17 protein-coding genes are annotated in these 15,774 nt (G+C 56.8%); 9 read left to right on the plus strand and 8 right to left on the minus strand.

The features are described from left to right. Nucleotides 1-23 precede the first annotated feature (23 nt). A complete protein-coding gene (locus ACR0LL_RS04010) occupies nucleotides 24-569 on the plus strand; it encodes a carboxymuconolactone decarboxylase family protein (protein WP_480584190.1) in 546 nt (181 codons plus the stop codon). Here ACR0LL_RS04010 and mnmA read toward each other — a convergent pair. Then, nucleotides 566-1,711 carry a tRNA 2-thiouridine(34) synthase MnmA gene (mnmA, locus tag ACR0LL_RS04015; RefSeq protein WP_480584191.1) on the minus strand — a complete coding sequence of 382 codons (1,146 nt, stop codon included), beginning with the start codon at nucleotides 1,709-1,711 and terminating at the stop codon, nucleotides 566-568. The genes ACR0LL_RS04010 and mnmA overlap by 4 nt on opposite strands. 128 nt (nucleotides 1,712-1,839) lie before the next feature. Here mnmA and sciP point away from each other — a divergent pair, with 128 nt between their 5' ends. From sciP to ACR0LL_RS04040, 5 genes are all read left to right on the plus strand, one after another. Beyond that, nucleotides 1,840-2,148, plus strand: a complete 309-nt coding sequence (gene sciP / locus ACR0LL_RS04020; protein ID WP_480584193.1) for a CtrA inhibitor SciP — start codon at nucleotides 1,840-1,842, stop codon at nucleotides 2,146-2,148. Nucleotides 2,149-2,218: 70 nt separating this feature from the next. Next, entirely contained in the window at nucleotides 2,219-2,935 is a 717-nt protein-coding gene (gene ctrA / locus ACR0LL_RS04025; protein ID WP_480584195.1) for a response regulator transcription factor CtrA, read from the plus strand. A gap of 123 nt (nucleotides 2,936-3,058) precedes the next feature. Next, complete coding sequence (ligA, locus tag ACR0LL_RS04030) at nucleotides 3,059-5,311, plus strand: NAD-dependent DNA ligase LigA (protein ID WP_480584196.1); 2,253 nt, start codon at nucleotides 3,059-3,061, stop codon at nucleotides 5,309-5,311. Then, the gene (gene recG, locus ACR0LL_RS04035) at nucleotides 5,308-7,398 is read left to right on the plus strand and encodes an ATP-dependent DNA helicase RecG (RefSeq protein ID WP_480584198.1); all 2,091 of its coding nucleotides are present in this window, start codon (nucleotides 5,308-5,310) and stop codon (nucleotides 7,396-7,398) included. Before ligA ends, recG begins: the two co-directional genes overlap by 4 nt. A gap of 112 nt (nucleotides 7,399-7,510) precedes the next feature. Then, nucleotides 7,511-7,633, plus strand: coding sequence for a hypothetical protein (locus ACR0LL_RS04040; protein WP_267366389.1), 123 nt, complete (start codon nucleotides 7,511-7,513; stop codon nucleotides 7,631-7,633). A gap of 184 nt (nucleotides 7,634-7,817) precedes the next feature. On the opposite strand, the gene ACR0LL_RS04045 is transcribed toward ACR0LL_RS04040, so the two are convergent. Further along, nucleotides 7,818-8,456: a MarC family protein gene (locus tag ACR0LL_RS04045; RefSeq protein WP_267366387.1), complete on the minus strand. Its 639-nt coding sequence runs from the start codon at nucleotides 8,454-8,456 to the stop codon at nucleotides 7,818-7,820. Between the two features lie 58 nt (nucleotides 8,457-8,514). Continuing rightward, a complete protein-coding gene (locus tag ACR0LL_RS04050; RefSeq protein ID WP_480584200.1) occupies nucleotides 8,515-8,967 on the minus strand; it encodes an iron-sulfur cluster assembly scaffold protein in 453 nt (150 codons plus the stop codon). A 48-nt stretch (nucleotides 8,968-9,015) separates the two neighbouring features. Here ACR0LL_RS04050 and hisI point away from each other — a divergent pair, with 48 nt between their 5' ends. Next, on the plus strand, nucleotides 9,016-9,405 hold the full coding sequence (gene hisI / locus ACR0LL_RS04055; RefSeq protein ID WP_480481004.1) for a phosphoribosyl-AMP cyclohydrolase: 390 nt from the start codon (nucleotides 9,016-9,018) through the stop codon (nucleotides 9,403-9,405). 4 nt (nucleotides 9,406-9,409) lie between these two features. Here the strand turns inward: hisI and gluQRS are convergent, their stop codons facing one another. The 4 genes from gluQRS to ACR0LL_RS04075 all read right to left on the minus strand — a co-directional run bounded on the left by gluQRS (nucleotide 9,410) and on the right by ACR0LL_RS04075 (nucleotide 13,321). After that, nucleotides 9,410-10,291 (minus strand): tRNA glutamyl-Q(34) synthetase GluQRS, encoded by an 882-nt coding sequence (gene gluQRS, locus ACR0LL_RS04060; protein WP_480584202.1) that lies wholly within the window; start codon nucleotides 10,289-10,291, stop codon nucleotides 9,410-9,412. Then, the gene (locus tag ACR0LL_RS04065; protein WP_480584203.1) at nucleotides 10,288-10,902 is read right to left on the minus strand and encodes a class I SAM-dependent DNA methyltransferase; all 615 of its coding nucleotides are present in this window, start codon (nucleotides 10,900-10,902) and stop codon (nucleotides 10,288-10,290) included. The genes gluQRS and ACR0LL_RS04065 overlap by 4 nt, the downstream gene beginning before the upstream one ends. Before the next feature lie 37 nt (nucleotides 10,903-10,939). Continuing rightward, a complete protein-coding gene (gene trmFO, locus ACR0LL_RS04070) occupies nucleotides 10,940-12,280 on the minus strand; it encodes a methylenetetrahydrofolate--tRNA-(uracil(54)-C(5))-methyltransferase (FADH(2)-oxidizing) TrmFO (RefSeq protein ID WP_480584205.1) in 1,341 nt (446 codons plus the stop codon). 255 nt (nucleotides 12,281-12,535) lie between these two features. After that, a complete protein-coding gene (locus ACR0LL_RS04075) occupies nucleotides 12,536-13,321 on the minus strand; it encodes an enoyl-CoA hydratase (RefSeq protein ID WP_480584207.1) in 786 nt (261 codons plus the stop codon). A gap of 58 nt (nucleotides 13,322-13,379) precedes the next feature. Between ACR0LL_RS04075 and ACR0LL_RS04080 the strand changes: the two genes are divergently transcribed. After that, a complete protein-coding gene (locus ACR0LL_RS04080; protein ID WP_480558422.1) occupies nucleotides 13,380-13,823 on the plus strand; it encodes a PaaI family thioesterase in 444 nt (147 codons plus the stop codon). Between the two features lie 60 nt (nucleotides 13,824-13,883). Here ACR0LL_RS04080 and ACR0LL_RS04085 read toward each other — a convergent pair whose 3' ends face one another. Continuing rightward, nucleotides 13,884-14,111 (minus strand): DUF1127 domain-containing protein, encoded by a 228-nt coding sequence (locus tag ACR0LL_RS04085; RefSeq protein ID WP_480472702.1) that lies wholly within the window; start codon nucleotides 14,109-14,111, stop codon nucleotides 13,884-13,886. Between the two features lie 99 nt (nucleotides 14,112-14,210). Here ACR0LL_RS04085 and ACR0LL_RS04090 point away from each other — a divergent pair, with 99 nt between their 5' ends. Continuing rightward, on the plus strand, nucleotides 14,211-15,614 hold the full coding sequence (locus ACR0LL_RS04090) for an aminotransferase-like domain-containing protein (protein WP_480584209.1): 1,404 nt from the start codon (nucleotides 14,211-14,213) through the stop codon (nucleotides 15,612-15,614). Nucleotides 15,615-15,774 lie beyond the last annotated feature (160 nt).

Consider the following 15,774-nt stretch of genomic DNA (forward strand, 5'->3'; position numbering starts at 1 on the left):
CTCGCTGAAAAGGAGATTTCATCATGACCCGCATCCCCCCCTTGTCAGACCCTGAGATGGCAGACGAGACACGCGCGTCACATGCGGCTTTGGGTGCTTATGGCCCGTTCGACAATTGGGCCCGGGTTGCCGCACATTGTCCACCGGTTCTGGAACATGTCGCGGGCATGTTGACGGCGTTGCGGGAACAGCAAACCTTGCCGCGTCGTTCGCTGGAACTGGCCATGGTGACGGTTTCCAAATTGAACGCCTGTGACTACTGCGTCTCGCATCATACTCCGCTGTTGACGGTTGCAGGTCTCAGCCCCGAAGGCGCGGCGCGTTTGCCAGATGTCGACAACCACCCCGAACTGGACGCGTGCGACAAGGCTGTCGTGCGATACGCCGAGGCGGTGACGACACGTTCAGGCCGCATGCGCGACGCTGAGGTTTCCAACCTACGGGACTGGTTCAGCGATGCCCAGATTGTCGAGTTAACCTGGCGCATCGCATTGTGCGGTGCATTCAACCGGTTCAACGATGCGCTTCAGATCCAGATCGAACCCGAGGTTGAACCCGTTTCAGCCTAGTATCCGCGCCAGATCCAGCCACCGCCAAAGATGCGGCTGCCTTCTGAGGCATAGAAGACGCAGGCCTGACCGGGCGAAATGCCTTCTTCGGGTGTCAGCAATTCCACCTCAGCAGCGGTGTCGGACAGTGGTCGAATAATGGCCTCGCGCGGGGGGCGGGTCGAACGGACCTTGACTGACAGGTGCCATTCTTCGCGCGATGTGAAGGCTTCATCGCCCAGCCAGTTGATCTCACGCACGGGAACGACACGCGTTGCCAGCATCTCTTTGGGGCCGACAACGACCTGTTTTTTGTCCACGTCCAGCTTGACCACATAAAGCGGCTCGCTCAGGCCGCCGATGCCCAAGCCGCGCCTTTGGCCGATCGTGTAATGGATCACCCCGTTGTGCTGTGCCAGAACGCGGCCATCGGCATGAACAATCTCACCCGGTTCCGCAGCACCGGGGCGCAGCTTTTCAATGACGTTGGCATAATTGCCGTCGGGCACAAAGCAGATGTCCTGACTGTCGGGTTTGTCCGCCACAGACAACCCATATTGAGCCGCCATTTCGCGGGTCGCGTCTTTTGACGGCAAATGACCCAACGGGAAGCGCAGGAAATCAAGCTGTTCGGGCGTTGTTGAGAACAGGAAATAGGATTGATCCCGGTTAGCGTCTTCGGCGCTGTGCAGTTCCGGGCCGTGTGGCCCCATCTTGCGCTGGATATAGTGCCCGGTGGCCATACAGTCGGCCTCAAGATCCTTGGCGGTTTCCAGCAGGTCCTTGAATTTTACGCGCTCGTTGCAGCGAATGCAGGGGACGGGTGTTGCGCCTGCCAGATAGCTTTCCGCAAACTCATCGATCACCGCGTCCTTGAAGATGTTTTCATAGTCCAGAACATAGTGGGGAAACCCACGCTCTTCTGCTACGCGGCGCGCATCGTGGATATCGATCCCGGCACAGCACGCCCCTTTCTTGGCCAAAGCCGCGCCATGGTCATAGAGTTGCAGTGTCACCCCCACCACATCATAGCCCTGATCGGCCAAGTAGGCCGCGACGACGGAGCTATCGACGCCCCCTGACATGGCTACAACCACCCGCGTTTCCGAGGGCGGTTTGGCAAAGCCAAGCGAGTTCAGGGGGGGCTCGGTGTCGAGGGCCATTGGCGGTTCCTGTCCGGGTTAAGAAAGACCGGCAGAATATAGGAAAATTCTACACACTCTCAAGGGGCGGTTTCATACGACCTTAAGTAGGCTGGTGCCAGCTTTGATGCAGCAAAAAGGGTAAAGCGATGTATTTGCACAAAGTGGAAGGGCCAAGGTCTGTTTCTCTGCCGGATGGATCCATACTGACGCGCGCCGATCTGCCGCCGACAAGCACAAGGCGGTGGGTGGCCTCCCGCAAGATTCTCGTCGTGCGTGGGGTACTTTACGGGCTGATCAGCCTGTCCGAGGCAAAACAGAAATACGGCATCAGCGACGAAGAATTCAACGGCTGGGTTTCCCTGGTCGCGGAACACGGTGTCGAGGCTTTAAAAGCCACGGCCTTAAAAAAGTATCGACAACCTAAAGGAGAGCAGAAATATATGATTCAACGGTAACGTCAGATTAACCATTCTTGGTCAGGTTTAATTTTAATTGGAATTATTGACCCGAATTGGAGCAGTGAAAATGCGTATACTTCTTGTCGAGGATGATCCGACCACGTCTAAAAGCATCGAACTGATGCTGACGCATGCGAACCTAAACGTTTATGCTACGGATCTTGGCGAAGAAGGTATCGATCTGGCAAAGCTCTACGATTACGACCTGATCTTGCTGGACCTGAACCTGCCGGACATGAACGGGCATGAAGTGTTGCGCCAGCTACGGATTGCCCGTGTGGAAACACCGATCCTGATCCTTTCGGGCACAGATGATACGGACAGCAAGATCAAAGGTTTCGGGTTTGGCGCGGATGACTATCTGACCAAACCCTTCCACCGCGAAGAACTGGTGGCCCGCATTCATGCCATCATCCGCCGGTCGAAAGGGCATTCGCAGTCCATCATCCATACAGGTCGCGTGGCTGTAAATTTGGACGCCAAGACCGTTGAGGTGGACGGAAAAACCGTGCACCTGACAGGAAAAGAGTACCAGATGCTGGAATTGCTCAGCTTGCGTAAGGGTACGACTCTGACCAAGGAAATGTTTCTGAACCACTTATACGGAGGCATGGATGAACCCGAGCTGAAGATCATCGACGTCTTCATCTGCAAACTGCGCAAAAAACTCAGCAATGCAACCGGTGGTGAGAATTATATCGAAACCGTTTGGGGGCGGGGCTACGTGTTGCGCGACCCGCAAAGCAACACTCTGGACGAGACGCGAATGGCGGTCGGCCTCTGATTTGAACCGTTTGTGTCGCTGGTGGTCCAGGGCGGCACATTGCACTCACGGCTCAGCACATCTGGACCTGGCCATGGCCTCGCCCTATCACTGAGGTCCAAGAACGCGTGACAGGGCGAGGCCATGAGCAATTCCATTCCCATATCAGACCTGACGGATGATGAGGCGCGTGCCGAACTGGCGCGGTTGGCGGACATACTGTCCCGAGCCAACACGCTGTATCACGCAGAAGATGCGCCCGAGTTGTCGGATGCGGATTATGATGCCCTCAAACGCAGAAATGCCGAGATCGAGGCGCTTTTTCCGCACCTGAAACGTGCTGACAGCCCGACAGAGCAAGTCGGGGCCAAACCGGCGGATGGGTTTTCAAAGGTTACTCATGCCGTCCGAATGATGTCACTGGGAAATGCGTTCGACGATGGGGACATTGCCGATTTCGACGCCTCGATTCGCAAATATCTGGGCTTTGATGCAGGCGCGCCGCTGGCTTTCACAGCTGAACCCAAGATTGACGGCCTTTCTTTGTCCTTGCGATATGAGAACGGACAGCTGGTTCAGGCCGCAACGCGGGGCGACGGTGAAGTTGGCGAGAACGTAACGGCCAACGCCTGCACAGTCTCTGATATTCCACAGCAGATTGGAAACGCGCCTGACGTTCTTGAGGTTCGGGGTGAGGTTTACATGTCCCACTCTGATTTCGAAGCGTTGAATGAGCGGCAGACTGAACGGGGGGGCAAACCCTTTGCCAACCCGCGCAATGCGGCGGCAGGGTCACTGCGCCAGCTGGATTCGGAAATTACCCGATCCCGCCCATTGCGTTTCTTCGCCTATGCCTGGGGTGAACTGTCAGAGCCTTTGGCGGATACCCAGATGGGAGCAATTGAGCGTCTTGCGACCCTTGGGTTCCCCACGAATTCCTTGACGCGCCTATGTGCCACGACTGAGGGCATGATCGCTCATTACCGGGATATCGAAGCGCAGCGTGCGACCTTGGGGTATGATATCGATGGGGTCGTCTACAAGGTAAACGATCTGTCATTGCAGGCGCGTTTGGGTTTCCGTTCGACGACGCCAAGATGGGCAATCGCACATAAGTTCCCAGCCGAACTGGCCTGGACCAGGTTGGAGGCGATTGACATTCAGGTTGGTCGAACAGGGGCGCTCAGCCCCGTGGCACGGTTGCATCCTGTAACGGTTGGCGGGGTGGTCGTCTCCAATGCCACTTTGCACAACGAGGATTACATCGCCGGGCGCGACGCCAAAGGCGGCACGATCCGTGATGGAAAAGATATCCGAGTGGGCGATTGGGTTCAGGTCTATCGCGCGGGCGACGTGATCCCCAAACTGTCGGATGTCGACTTGTCCAAACGCCCCGCCGATGCACGCCCCTTTGCCTTTCCGACACATTGCCCCGAATGCGGAAGCGATGCGATCCGTGAAGAGGGCGACGCGGTTCGACGGTGCACCGGCGGCCTGATCTGTCCTGCGCAGGCCGTTGAAAAGCTGAAACATTTCGTGTCGCGCAAAGCCTTTGATATAGAAGGGCTGGGTGCAAAACAGATTGAAATGTTCTATGGGGATCCAACCCTTCCGATCAATGCACCAGCTGATATCTTCACGCTGGAACAGCGGGACGCAGCCAGTCTGACGCGGTTGAAAAACCGGGACGGGTGGGGCGAAACATCTGCCAGGAACCTGTTCGAAGCCATTGATGAAAAGCGGAAAATTCCATTTGCACGCTTGTTGTTTGCACTGGGCATTCGACATGTGGGCGAAGTCGGTGCGCGCGATCTGGCGCTGTATTATCGTGATTGGGATGCGATGGCGCTCGCGCTGGACACTGCACGACCGGCTGCGCTGGCGCAACGGCGGGCGGATGAGGCGGAAGACGCAGAGCGTGCGGCGGCCCAGCTTGAAGGGCGTCGCGCACGCGTGAAAGAAGTGCGGGACGCGGCCATCGCGGAGGCCAATGTCGCAGCCGATGCCAATGCCGCCTGGGCAGAGCTGATCGGCATCGACGGAATTGGCGCAACACTTGGCCTTTCATTGTCGGACGCATTTGCCAATGAAGAGGAACGACGGGCTTTCGACACGTTGCGCAGCGAATTGACGGTTATCGCCCCGGACGCGCCAGCCTCGGACAGTCCGGTCGCAGGTAAAACCGTAGTGTTCACCGGAACGCTGGAAAAGATGACCCGCGCCGAGGCGAAAGCGCGGGCCGAGGCGTTGGGCGCCAAGGTTTCCGGCTCTGTCAGCAAGAAAACCGATATTCTGGTCGCGGGTCCCGGGGCCGGGTCAAAGGCGAAAAAGGCAGCGGAACTTGGGATCGAAACTTTGGACGAGGATGGCTGGCTTCAGCTGATAGAAGGCGCATGAGCGGACGGCCCGAACAGCTTTTCCCGCTATTTGCGGGGCTGGAAACGTTGGATGGCGTCGGCCCCAAGACAGCGCAGGCCATGGCGCAGACCGGGGTGGAATCCCCGCGCGATGTTCTGTTCAGCCTGCCTTATGCCGTGGTGGATCGGCGCAGGCGGGATACAATTCAAGGGGTGGACCTGCCGGCCACTCTGACCGTGGAAGTGACAGTTGGCCCGCACAGACCGCCCCGCAGCAAGGGGGGTGCCTATCGCGTTCATGTCGAAGACAGTCAGGCCGATTTCCAGCTGGTCTTTTTCCACGCACGTGGTGAGTATCTGAAGAAAGTGTTGCCACAAGGATCACGCCGCATGGTTTCCGGTAAGTTGGAACTGTTCGACGGCATGGCGCAGATGGTGCATCCGGACCACATGTTGCCCGTTGAACAAGCAGGAGATATCCCGGAATTCGAACCGGTTTACCACCTGACGCAAGGGCTGACGCAGAAAACAGCGTTCAAGGCCAGCCGCAGCGCATTGGCACGCGCACCCGAACTTGAGGAATGGATCGATCCGGCGCAGGTGTCGCAGCAAAACTGGCCGAACTGGTCCGCGGCCATTCACGCCGGTCACAATCCGCGCGGCGCGGATGATGTCGCGCCGTTTGCCCCTGCACGTCAGAGGTTGGCGTATGACGAGTTGTTTGCGCATCAGCTGACGCTCGCTCTGGCCCGGCAACGAGAGCGCAAGTCGCGGGGGATCGTCAGCGTGGGAACCGGGGTACTGCAATCGAAAGTGCTGGCAAGCCTTCCATATCGCCCGACTGGCGCACAAACGCGCGCCATTGATGAGATTTCGGCTGATATGGCGTCTGACGCCCGAATGAACCGGCTGTTACAGGGCGACGTCGGCGCCGGTAAGACGCTGGTGGCCTTCATGGCCCTTCTGATCGCGGTTGAGGCAGGCGGGCAGGGCGTGATGATGGCCCCGACCGAAATTCTGGCGCGCCAGCATCTGGAAGGATTGCGCCCCCTGGCCGAGCAGGCCGGAGTGGTTCTGGAACTGCTCACCGGGCGTGACAAGGGCGCGGAGCGGCGTGCCAAGCTTGAGGCGCTTAAACAAGGCGATATTCACATACTGGTTGGCACACATGCAGTGTTTCAAAGCGATGTTGAATTCAAGGCGCTGAGATTGGCCATCGTCGACGAACAGCACCGGTTTGGCGTGCGGCAGAGGATGGAGTTGTCGGAAAAAGGCAAGGGGGCAGATGTTCTGGTAATGACTGCCACCCCCATCCCGCGCAGTCTGGCGCTGGCGCAATATGGCGACATGGATGTTTCGGTGCTGGATGAAAAGCCTCCGGGGCGAAAACCGATCAAAACGGCGATTGTCAACACACAGCGCACGGACGAAGTCATAGCCCACCTGCGGCGTGCGATTGATGAGGGGCGACAGTGTTACTGGGTGTGCCCTCTGGTCGACGAATCCGAAGTTTCAGACCTGACAGCGGCCGAGGAACGCTTCAAACGCCTGCGGGCCATTTTGGGTGAGGGCGTTGTGGGGCTGGTTCATGGTCAGATGCCACCCGCCGACAAAGACGCCGCGATGAGCGCATTTCAGAATGGGAAAACAAAGGTCCTTGTTGCCACAACGGTGATCGAGGTCGGCGTGAACGTACCCAACGCAACGATCATGGTCATTGAACGGGCCGAGATCTTTGGGCTGGCGCAATTGCACCAGTTGCGGGGGCGCGTCGGGCGCGGGGATGCGGAATCCACCTGTTTGCTGATGTATCAACCACCGCTCAGCGAGGGAGGGCGCAAGCGGCTGGAGGTTCTGCGCGAGACAGAGGATGGCTTCCGAATCTCGGAAACTGACCTTGAGATGCGAGGCGCGGGCGATCTGATCGGAACTGCGCAATCCGGGTTGCCAAAATTCCATATCGCGGATCTGGAACGTCAGGCAGGATTGATGGCCGTCGCCCAATCCGATGCGCGGGCGCTGCTAACGACCGATCCCAAACTGACTTCGGACAGGGGACGGGCCGCACGTGTACTTTTGTGGCTGATGAAACAGGATCAGGCGATCCGTTTGATTTCAGTGGGTTAGCTGTAATGTTCCCTAAAGTTCACAAATGTTCTTAAAAAGTTCTTTACCTGCGCTTGGAAATATGAGAACAAAAGGTCAACAAAGGATTAAAACTCTGACCGGAGGTGACCCTATGCTGACCCAGATCAAGACCGCTTTTAGCCGCGCGCAATCGACCATCCTGCAGGATGCCGTTGGCGTGTTGTCTTTGGTCGTGATGCTGATGGTGGCCCTTCACCTGCCGGTTGGTTTCTAAGCCTTTCTGCCTGCGATCTCGTGCCGAAAAATCCGCGCTGTCATCCCCATTTCAGTCAAGGGTGACCTGCCTGTCCCAAACCCCTTGAGGGGCCATGCCTCGGCCCCGCGCGGTACACCGGACCCCACACGAGACACGCAATACCTGCCGCCGCCCTTTCGCCCGGAAAGCGCGGCGGCTTTTTTTACAATTGGCCGGTTTTGAAGATCTCCAACAGCGCGGACAGGACTGAGTTGGCAGCAACCGAGGCTAAAATCATCCCCATGACACGGCTGATGATTGCCGCGCCTGAATGACCGATCAGCCGAATGATGGGCTCGGCCAAAAGCATCAGTACAAACGCAACCAGCAATACGGAAAGCATGACAAGCGCTGTGATACCCTGATCCGCGATGCTGTAACGGTGGTTGTCAGTTAGGATAACAATTGCCAGCATTGCGCCGGGGGATGCCAGTGAAGGCACGGCAAGCGGGAAAATCGCCGGGTTCTGCTGGTGATACGCGTCTTCACGATCTTCTTCGGCTTGCCGTTGTTCGATCTCTTGTTTGCTTTCACCAAAGATCATCGTCAGGGCAAACAGAAACAGAATAATGCCGCCAGCGACCTGAAACGAATTCAACCCGATATCCAGCGCTTCGATCAGCACCTGACCAAATACAAGGAAGAACAGCAATACGGCAGCACTTATCACGGCTGCTAACATCGCTGTCCGCCGCCTGCCTGCCGCGTCCAATCCGGCAGTAACTGCAATGAAAACGGGAATTGTTCCAATCGGGTCGATAACGACCCAAAGCGTAACGAAATGCTCGAGCAAATTATTCAAACCCATCCCTCCTGAAATCTGGGCAGAGGGTAAACGGGTTTACACCAAATAGCTATAATCAGGCGCAGTTTGCCTGTTCAGCCTGCGCCATGGCCTCAGCCGTGGCATCCAGAACCAGCAGGATCGACGCGTGGCGGTTTTTATAATCCCGTGCGGGCATAAGCACCTCAAGCCCATCAAACGGCGCATCAGGTGCAGGGCCGCCAGTCTTGAGCATGGCCGCCAACTGATCGCGCGCAGCTTCGACCTGCGCCCGCGACGCGCCAATTATCGCTTCCCCAACGACCGAGGCGGACGCTTGCCCCAAAGCGCAGGCTTTGACTTCCTGACCAAAGGCACTGATCTGACCATCGCGAACCTTGATGTCCACAGTTACAGTCGATCCGCATAAAGGTGAGCGTTTCTTGACGGTTGCATCGGGATCTTCCAGTCTCTCAAGATGCGGAATATCCGCAGCCAGCGCCAGAATGCGCCCGGAGTACAGCTTAATCAGGTCGTTCTCGCCGCTCATGGCTTTCCCTCGTCGTGTGTTACCCATACATAGTGGCGAGCCCACCGGATGCAAAAGGTTTTTGAGATGTCTGACCCAGTCGTGTTTGATCCCTCTACTTTGAGATTTAATGAGGCGGGTCTGATCCCGGCGATTGCGCAGGATGAAACATCAGGCGAGGTTCTGATGATGGCCTGGATGAATGTACAGGCGGTTGAAAAGACCCTCGAAACCGGGCGGGTGACCTATTGGTCACGCTCGCGGCAGGCTTTCTGGATCAAGGGCGAAACCTCGGGCCATGTGCAGGAACTTGTGGATTTCCGGATCGATTGCGACCGGGACTGCCTACTGGTTCTTGTCCGTCAAACCGGAGCAGCCTGTCATACCAACCGACGAACCTGTTTTTTTACCGCCGTTCGGGGTGGGGTGGAAACTGAACTGATGGCGCCAATGGAATAGGGGGTCAAAGCCCAACCATTCGGCGTATGTCATCTGGGCTGGCTCCGTCGGCCCGGTACTTTGCAATTGCGCGGGCATCGTCGCGTTTGGCCAGCCGTTTACCTGCATCATCGCGGATCAGATCATGATGGAAATACTCGGGTGTCGGTAGGTTCAACAACGCCTGCAAAAGAACGTGGATGCGGGTTGCTTCGAACAAGTCCCGCCCTCGAACCACCTGTGTTACGCCCTGAGCAGCATCGTCAAGCACAACGGACAAGTGATACGACGTCCCCATGTCGCGGCGGGACAGAACTACATCACCTATGGTGGTGACCAACTCATCAGGCGTGAAAGTGATAATGCCGGTTTCGCCGCCCGGACCCGATCCCAACTCAAGAAATTGGTACCTGTCCGGGTTGCGGACCGCCTGACACGCCTTGACCACGTCCAATCGCAAGGGGTCCTGAGTTGGACGAGGAAGGTTCGATAAATCTTTGCCAGCAAACCTTTTTCGACAGGTTCCAGAGTACACAAGCCCGTCGGGTCCAAGCATGGGTGCGCCTTCCTGCGGCGCACTGGCTGCTGCTGCGATATCTTTGCGATTACACGTGCATGGATACAAAAGCCCCTGCGCCCATAGCTGGTCCAACGCCTTATGGTAAACGTCCATACGATCCGATTGGCGCATTACGGGTTCAGGCCATGTCAGCCCCAGCCATCTGAGGTCGCTGTATATCTGATCCTCCCATAGCTGTCGTGAGCGGGATCGATCGATATCCTCAATTCGCAGCAAGAACCGGCCGCTTTCAGATGCGGTCCTATCGCTGGCAACCAACGCAGAATACGCGTGCCCGAGATGAAGGGGGCCTGTTGGGGATGGCGCAAAGCGCGTTACAAGAGTCACGCTTTTTCTATTACATACACGTCAGAGTTAAGGTTGATTCCAGGCAGGTGGGGACCGTGTTCACGAAATAACAAACGTGCTGCCCCCATGTCGACCCAATCCGTCAGACGGCAGGTGAATTTATGGTCCGCCAACGCATGATCGTTCAGCGAAAAGCCAAGCAAACCACCCTTGGGCAGTGCGTGCATCAACAAATCCAGTGTCTCGGGCGGGGCAGCACCTTTTCCGATCACTCCTATGGCTGCGATCATCGTGTACTCCCCACGTTTCAACGGCGCGGGCTTGGCGATATCGAATCCGGTCAATGTTCGGTAAACGCCCTTGCTGGCGGCTTCCTGAAGCATGTTTTCTGTTGGGTCCATCCCATCGATGACCTCAAAGCCAACTGCGCGCAGGGCAAGCCCCGACAACCCGGTGCCGCAGCCGTAATCCAGAATGGGTGTCTGAGGCTTCGGTGCGAAAGACCACAAAGCCGCTGCTACACGGCCCGGCGTGGCGTAACCGTGTTCACCAACTTCCTTTTCATAGGTTGCAGCCCAGTTCTGATAGTGCGCTTCAGTCGCTTCAGGCGTGCCGAGATTGTATGTGCTGTTCAGAAACGTGTCGTTCATTCCAGCATGCTAGGCTGAGACCGCATTACGCGTCCAGTCAGCAATGCTCCAGCCAGGTACTCCATTCGGCTTTGGCCCGGTCGGTATAGGCCTTGTACCTGTCTTTACGACCCCGACGACCGCCTTTCAGACCATCCACGGGGCGAAACAGGCCGAAATTCACGTTCATCGGCTGAAAGGTCTTGGCCTCGGCACCGCCCGTTATGTGGTGAATCAAAGCACCCATTGCGCTGTCTTGCGGAACGGTTGGCAGGTCACGCCCCAAAATCTGAGCGGCGGCCAGCCGACCGGCCAGCAACCCCATCGCTGCGCTTTCTACATAGCCTTCGACACCCGTGATCTGTCCGGCAAACCGGATGTTGGGTTTGGATTTCAACCGCATTTGCGAATCCAAAAGCGTGGGAGAGTTGATGAACGTGTTGCGGTGGATGCCACCCAACCGGGCAAAGCTGGCATTTTCCAAACCCGGGATCATACGGAACACTTCGGTCTGGGCACCATATTTCATCTTGGTCTGGAAACCCACGATGTTGAACAAGGTGCCCAAAGCGTTATCACGGCGCAGCTGCACCACCGCATGAGGTTTCACGTCGGGCTCATGCGGGTTGGTCAGCCCGACCGGTTTCATCGGACCATGGCGCAGCGTTTCGCGACCGCGTTCGGCCATAACCTCGATGGGTAGGCAACCGTCGAAGTAACCTGCTGTCTCTCCTTCGTGAAATTCAGTTTTATCTGCTGCCAGAAGCGCGTCTATGAAGGCTTCGTACTGATCCCGGTCCATCGGACAGTTCAGATAGGCTGTGCGTTCTTCTTCGGTCTCGCCCTTGTCGTAGCGTGATTGCATCCACGCTTTGCTCATGTCGATGCTCTCGGCATAGACGATCGGTGCGATGGCGTCGAAAAAGGCAAGTGCGTCAGACCCTGTCTCGGCCTGGATGGCCTGGCCCAGCGCAGGTGACGTCAGGGGACCGGTCGCAAAGATCCACTGGCCTTCGTCGGGCAGGGTCGTCACTTCTTCGTCGGTTACCGTCACGCGCGGGTGGGCGCGAAGTTTTGCGGTCACGCTTTCTGCAAACGGGTCACGATCCACAGCCAGCGCTCCACCGGCTGGCAGGCGGTGTTCATCAGCCGTTGTCATGATCAACCCATTGGCGGCGCGCATTTCCCAATGCAGCAGGCCCACGGCATTCTGCTCATCATCATCCGAGCGGAACGAGTTCGAACACACCATTTCCGCCAGATTGCCGGTCTGATGTGCAAAGGTGCCGATGGACGGACGCATTTCGTGGATCACAACATCCACGTCCATTTCAGCAGCTTGCCAGGCCGCTTCTGACCCGGCCATGCCGCCGCCTACAATATGCAAAACTTGTGTCATGCGATGCCACATATGGCAGACCACAATCGGGCGCAACTGAGGCAAAGCGGTTTCGCGAATTTTGTGGAAGGGGTCTTGGGGTCGCCGCTGCGGGATTGTCAGCGCTGGTGAGAGAGACCAGCTGGAGGGACCTTCCGCCCACGGCGACCCAAAAGTGTCCTGAGGCCTTGGCCTCGACCCAGCTTTGCCACAGTGTCGCCCTTTTGAAAAGTGCAAAAATCAAAACAGTGGCGAAAAATGTGCAAAACAATTGCATTATTGGGACCAATTTGGGGGGCGTTTTTCGATAAAGGCTGAAATGCCTTCTTCTGTATCCCGGTACAGCATGTTTTGCGCCATTACGTCGCCGGTATAGGCATAGGCCTGATCCAGCGGCATCAGAAGCTGTTGATAAAACGCCTCTTTGCCTATCTTGACGGCGGCTCCCAGTTTGGAGGCAACCTGTTCTGCAAGCGCATTGGCTTCTTGTTCAAGATGCGTCATGGGGACAACGCGGTTGACCAAACCCAAATCGGCAGCACGTTCAGCTGATATGAAGTCTCCTGTTGTCAGCATCTCAAATGCCTGCTTTTTGGGGATATTGCGGCTGAGGGCCACCATTGGGGTGGAGCAGAATAAGCCGATATTGACCCCGTTCACCCCAAACCGTGTGCCTTCGGCAGCGACGGCCATGTCACAGGTGGCCACCAGCTGACACCCGGCGGCGGTTGCAATGCCGTGGACCTGTGCGATGACGGGCTGGGGCAGGGACTGGATCGACATCATCACTTTCGCGCAGCGCGAAAACAGGTCATTGAAATAAGCTTTGCCGCCATCTTCGGACTGGCGTCCGGCCGTCATCTGTTTCAGATCGTGGCCAGCGCAAAATGCCTTGCCCTGACCCGCCAAGATCACTGCCCGGATCGACGTGTCTTTCCGCAACGTGTCCAGTTCAGCCTGAAGCGCCGACAGCATCTCGTCACTCAGCGCGTTCAGCCTCTCTGGGGCGTTCATTGTAAGCCGCGCAACAGCGCCGGTGTCGTTACGTTCCAGAATTGCCATCTTGCCCTCCGATCCCATGTTGGGCCAACTCTAGGTCGGTATGAGGAGGAGGGAAAGCATGGCGTTGGCAATGAACCGGGACGAACTGTCACAATACCTTAAGCAGGTTTTCCCGCAGGTGCACAAAGACTTTGTCGTCGAGGACCTGACCGAAGATACAATCACCATGCGCCTTGTTGTGCAGGATCAGCATTTGCGGCCGGGGGGCACGGTTTCGGGGCCATCCATGTTTGGGTTGGCCGATGTTTGTGTATACGCAATGGTTCTGGCGCGAAAAGGGCGTCAATCCCTGGCGGTCACAACGAACAGTTCCCTGGATTTTTTGCGCAAACCAGAAGGCAACACGGACATGATCGCCAAATGTCGCCTGCTGAAACTGGGCCGGACTTTGGCCGTCGGTGACGTGCTTATGTATTCCGATGGCGCAGAAGACCCAGTTGCCAGAGCGACGATGACCTATTCCCTGCCACCAGCAGGGTCTGCAGCCGCGAAATTCGGATAAAAAAGACCGGGGACAAGCCCCGGCCCAGGAAGAGGTCCCAATAATGGGACTGGGGATCAGTTAAATCTGCCAAAAATGGCGCTTTACTTCGCGGCGCGCATCATGGCGTGTCAGACCGACGTCTTTCAGCAAGCGGTCATCCAGATAACTAAGATTGACGCGGCTGCGGCGACGACGCTCCCATTGAGTGACCGCTGCCGCAAACCGCACGGCCAGTGCAGCGGCCAGAGGCAGCCGGGGGCTGTCGGTCAGCAGCAGAAGGGCGGGGGTGTGCATTGTGCGTGTCATCTCGGAATTCCTTTCAAATTGTATTGACACAAATTAGCTGTACTTGGTACACATGACTGATACATTCGAAATTGTGTCAAAAGCAAAGGAAGAATTGTAATGGATACAATTTGGCCAGAGGCGCTGTCAAAAGCTAAAGGACCGAAATACACTCTGGTTGCCGACACAATTCGAAAAGCCATAGATAACAAATCTTTGGAAGTCGGTGTCAAACTCCCTCCGGTGCGCGAACTGGCGTATCGACTGCAAATAACACCAGGTACAGTCGCGCGCGCCTATACAATCCTGACAGATGAGGGGTTGTTACAAGCCGAAGTCGGACGTGGTACATTTGTTGCGCCGCCGAAATCGCCCATTCTTGACGACGTTTGGGCGCGGCAACTGCATCTTCGCGACGACAAGTACAATGCCAATGTAAGCCTGTTCAGCCCAAGGTTGGCGGATATGGGGCAGGTGTCCCTGATCCGTGAATGTTTGAAAAAAGTGTCGCAAGCCGATCCGGGTTTGTTTCTAAATTACCCGACGCGCGATGCGTACCAACCCGTGCGACAGGCGGTTGTGGACTGGTTGTCAGATCTTCCGCTGGGTGCACTGACCCATGATGATATTGTGTTGACACATGGTGGCCAGAACGGGCTTTGCGTTGTGTTTCAGACGATCCTGCGCGGGCCCAAACCTGTCGTTCTGGTCGAGGACCTGTCTTATGCCGGGTTCCGTCGCGCAGGCGAACTTATGCGCGCGGAAGTGGTCGGTGTGAAGATGGACAAATGGGGTGTCGATCCCGCAGCGTTGGAGCATGTTCTGCGCCAGACCACAGCGCAGGCCGTCTGTGTGTCGCCAGAAGTTCAGAACCCAACGGGCGCGCACACACCGTTGGAGCGGAGGAAAGAGATCGTTGAGATTGCCCGTCGCTTTGATTTGCAGATCATTGAAGATGACTGCTATCGCATGGGCGAAGCCCGAGAGCCCAGCTTTCGGGCGCTGGCGCCTGAACGGGGATGGCACGTGTCATCAATCTCAAAGATTCTGACACCGGCATTGCGTGTGGGTTTTGCTATCGCCCCCAGAGAAAGAAGTGTGGATTTGCGCCGGTCCGCTGAATACGGATATTTCGGATTAGCCCAACCGTTGGCGGAATTAACCCGTCATTTGTTGTCCGATCCGCGCACGCGCCAGATCGCCAAGGATGTGCGCACGCGGATGGGAGATTATCTACGCGTCGCCGTCAATACCCTGGGTGGGTTTGATCTGAACTGGGGCCCGGACGTTCCCTTTGTCTGGCTGAGCCTTCCGTCTGGCTGGCGGTCGGCTGCATTCAGTCGCGCGGCCGAGCGGGAAGGGATACAGCTCCGATCCGCCGACGAATTCGCGCTGCGCGATGGGCGCGCGCCGAACGCGGTACGTATTGCCATGAATGGCCATGTGTCGCTGGAACGGTTCGAGGACGCGATGCAACGCCTGCGCGTACTATTGGACAATCCACCTGAACAAATCAGCGTTTGAAGATGGGGTAAAATAATACCTATTTTTTAAGTCTTTGTTTTTACGCATATAAATAAGACAAGTGTTGCTTGACCTGCGTGCAGGCACCTCATAAAACCCGTCCATCGAATTCGGGCCGCTCCGCTGGGGCGGTCTTTCACATCAAACAGGACTATCCTGC

Source organism: Ruegeria sp. AI2 (assembly GCF_056541275.1).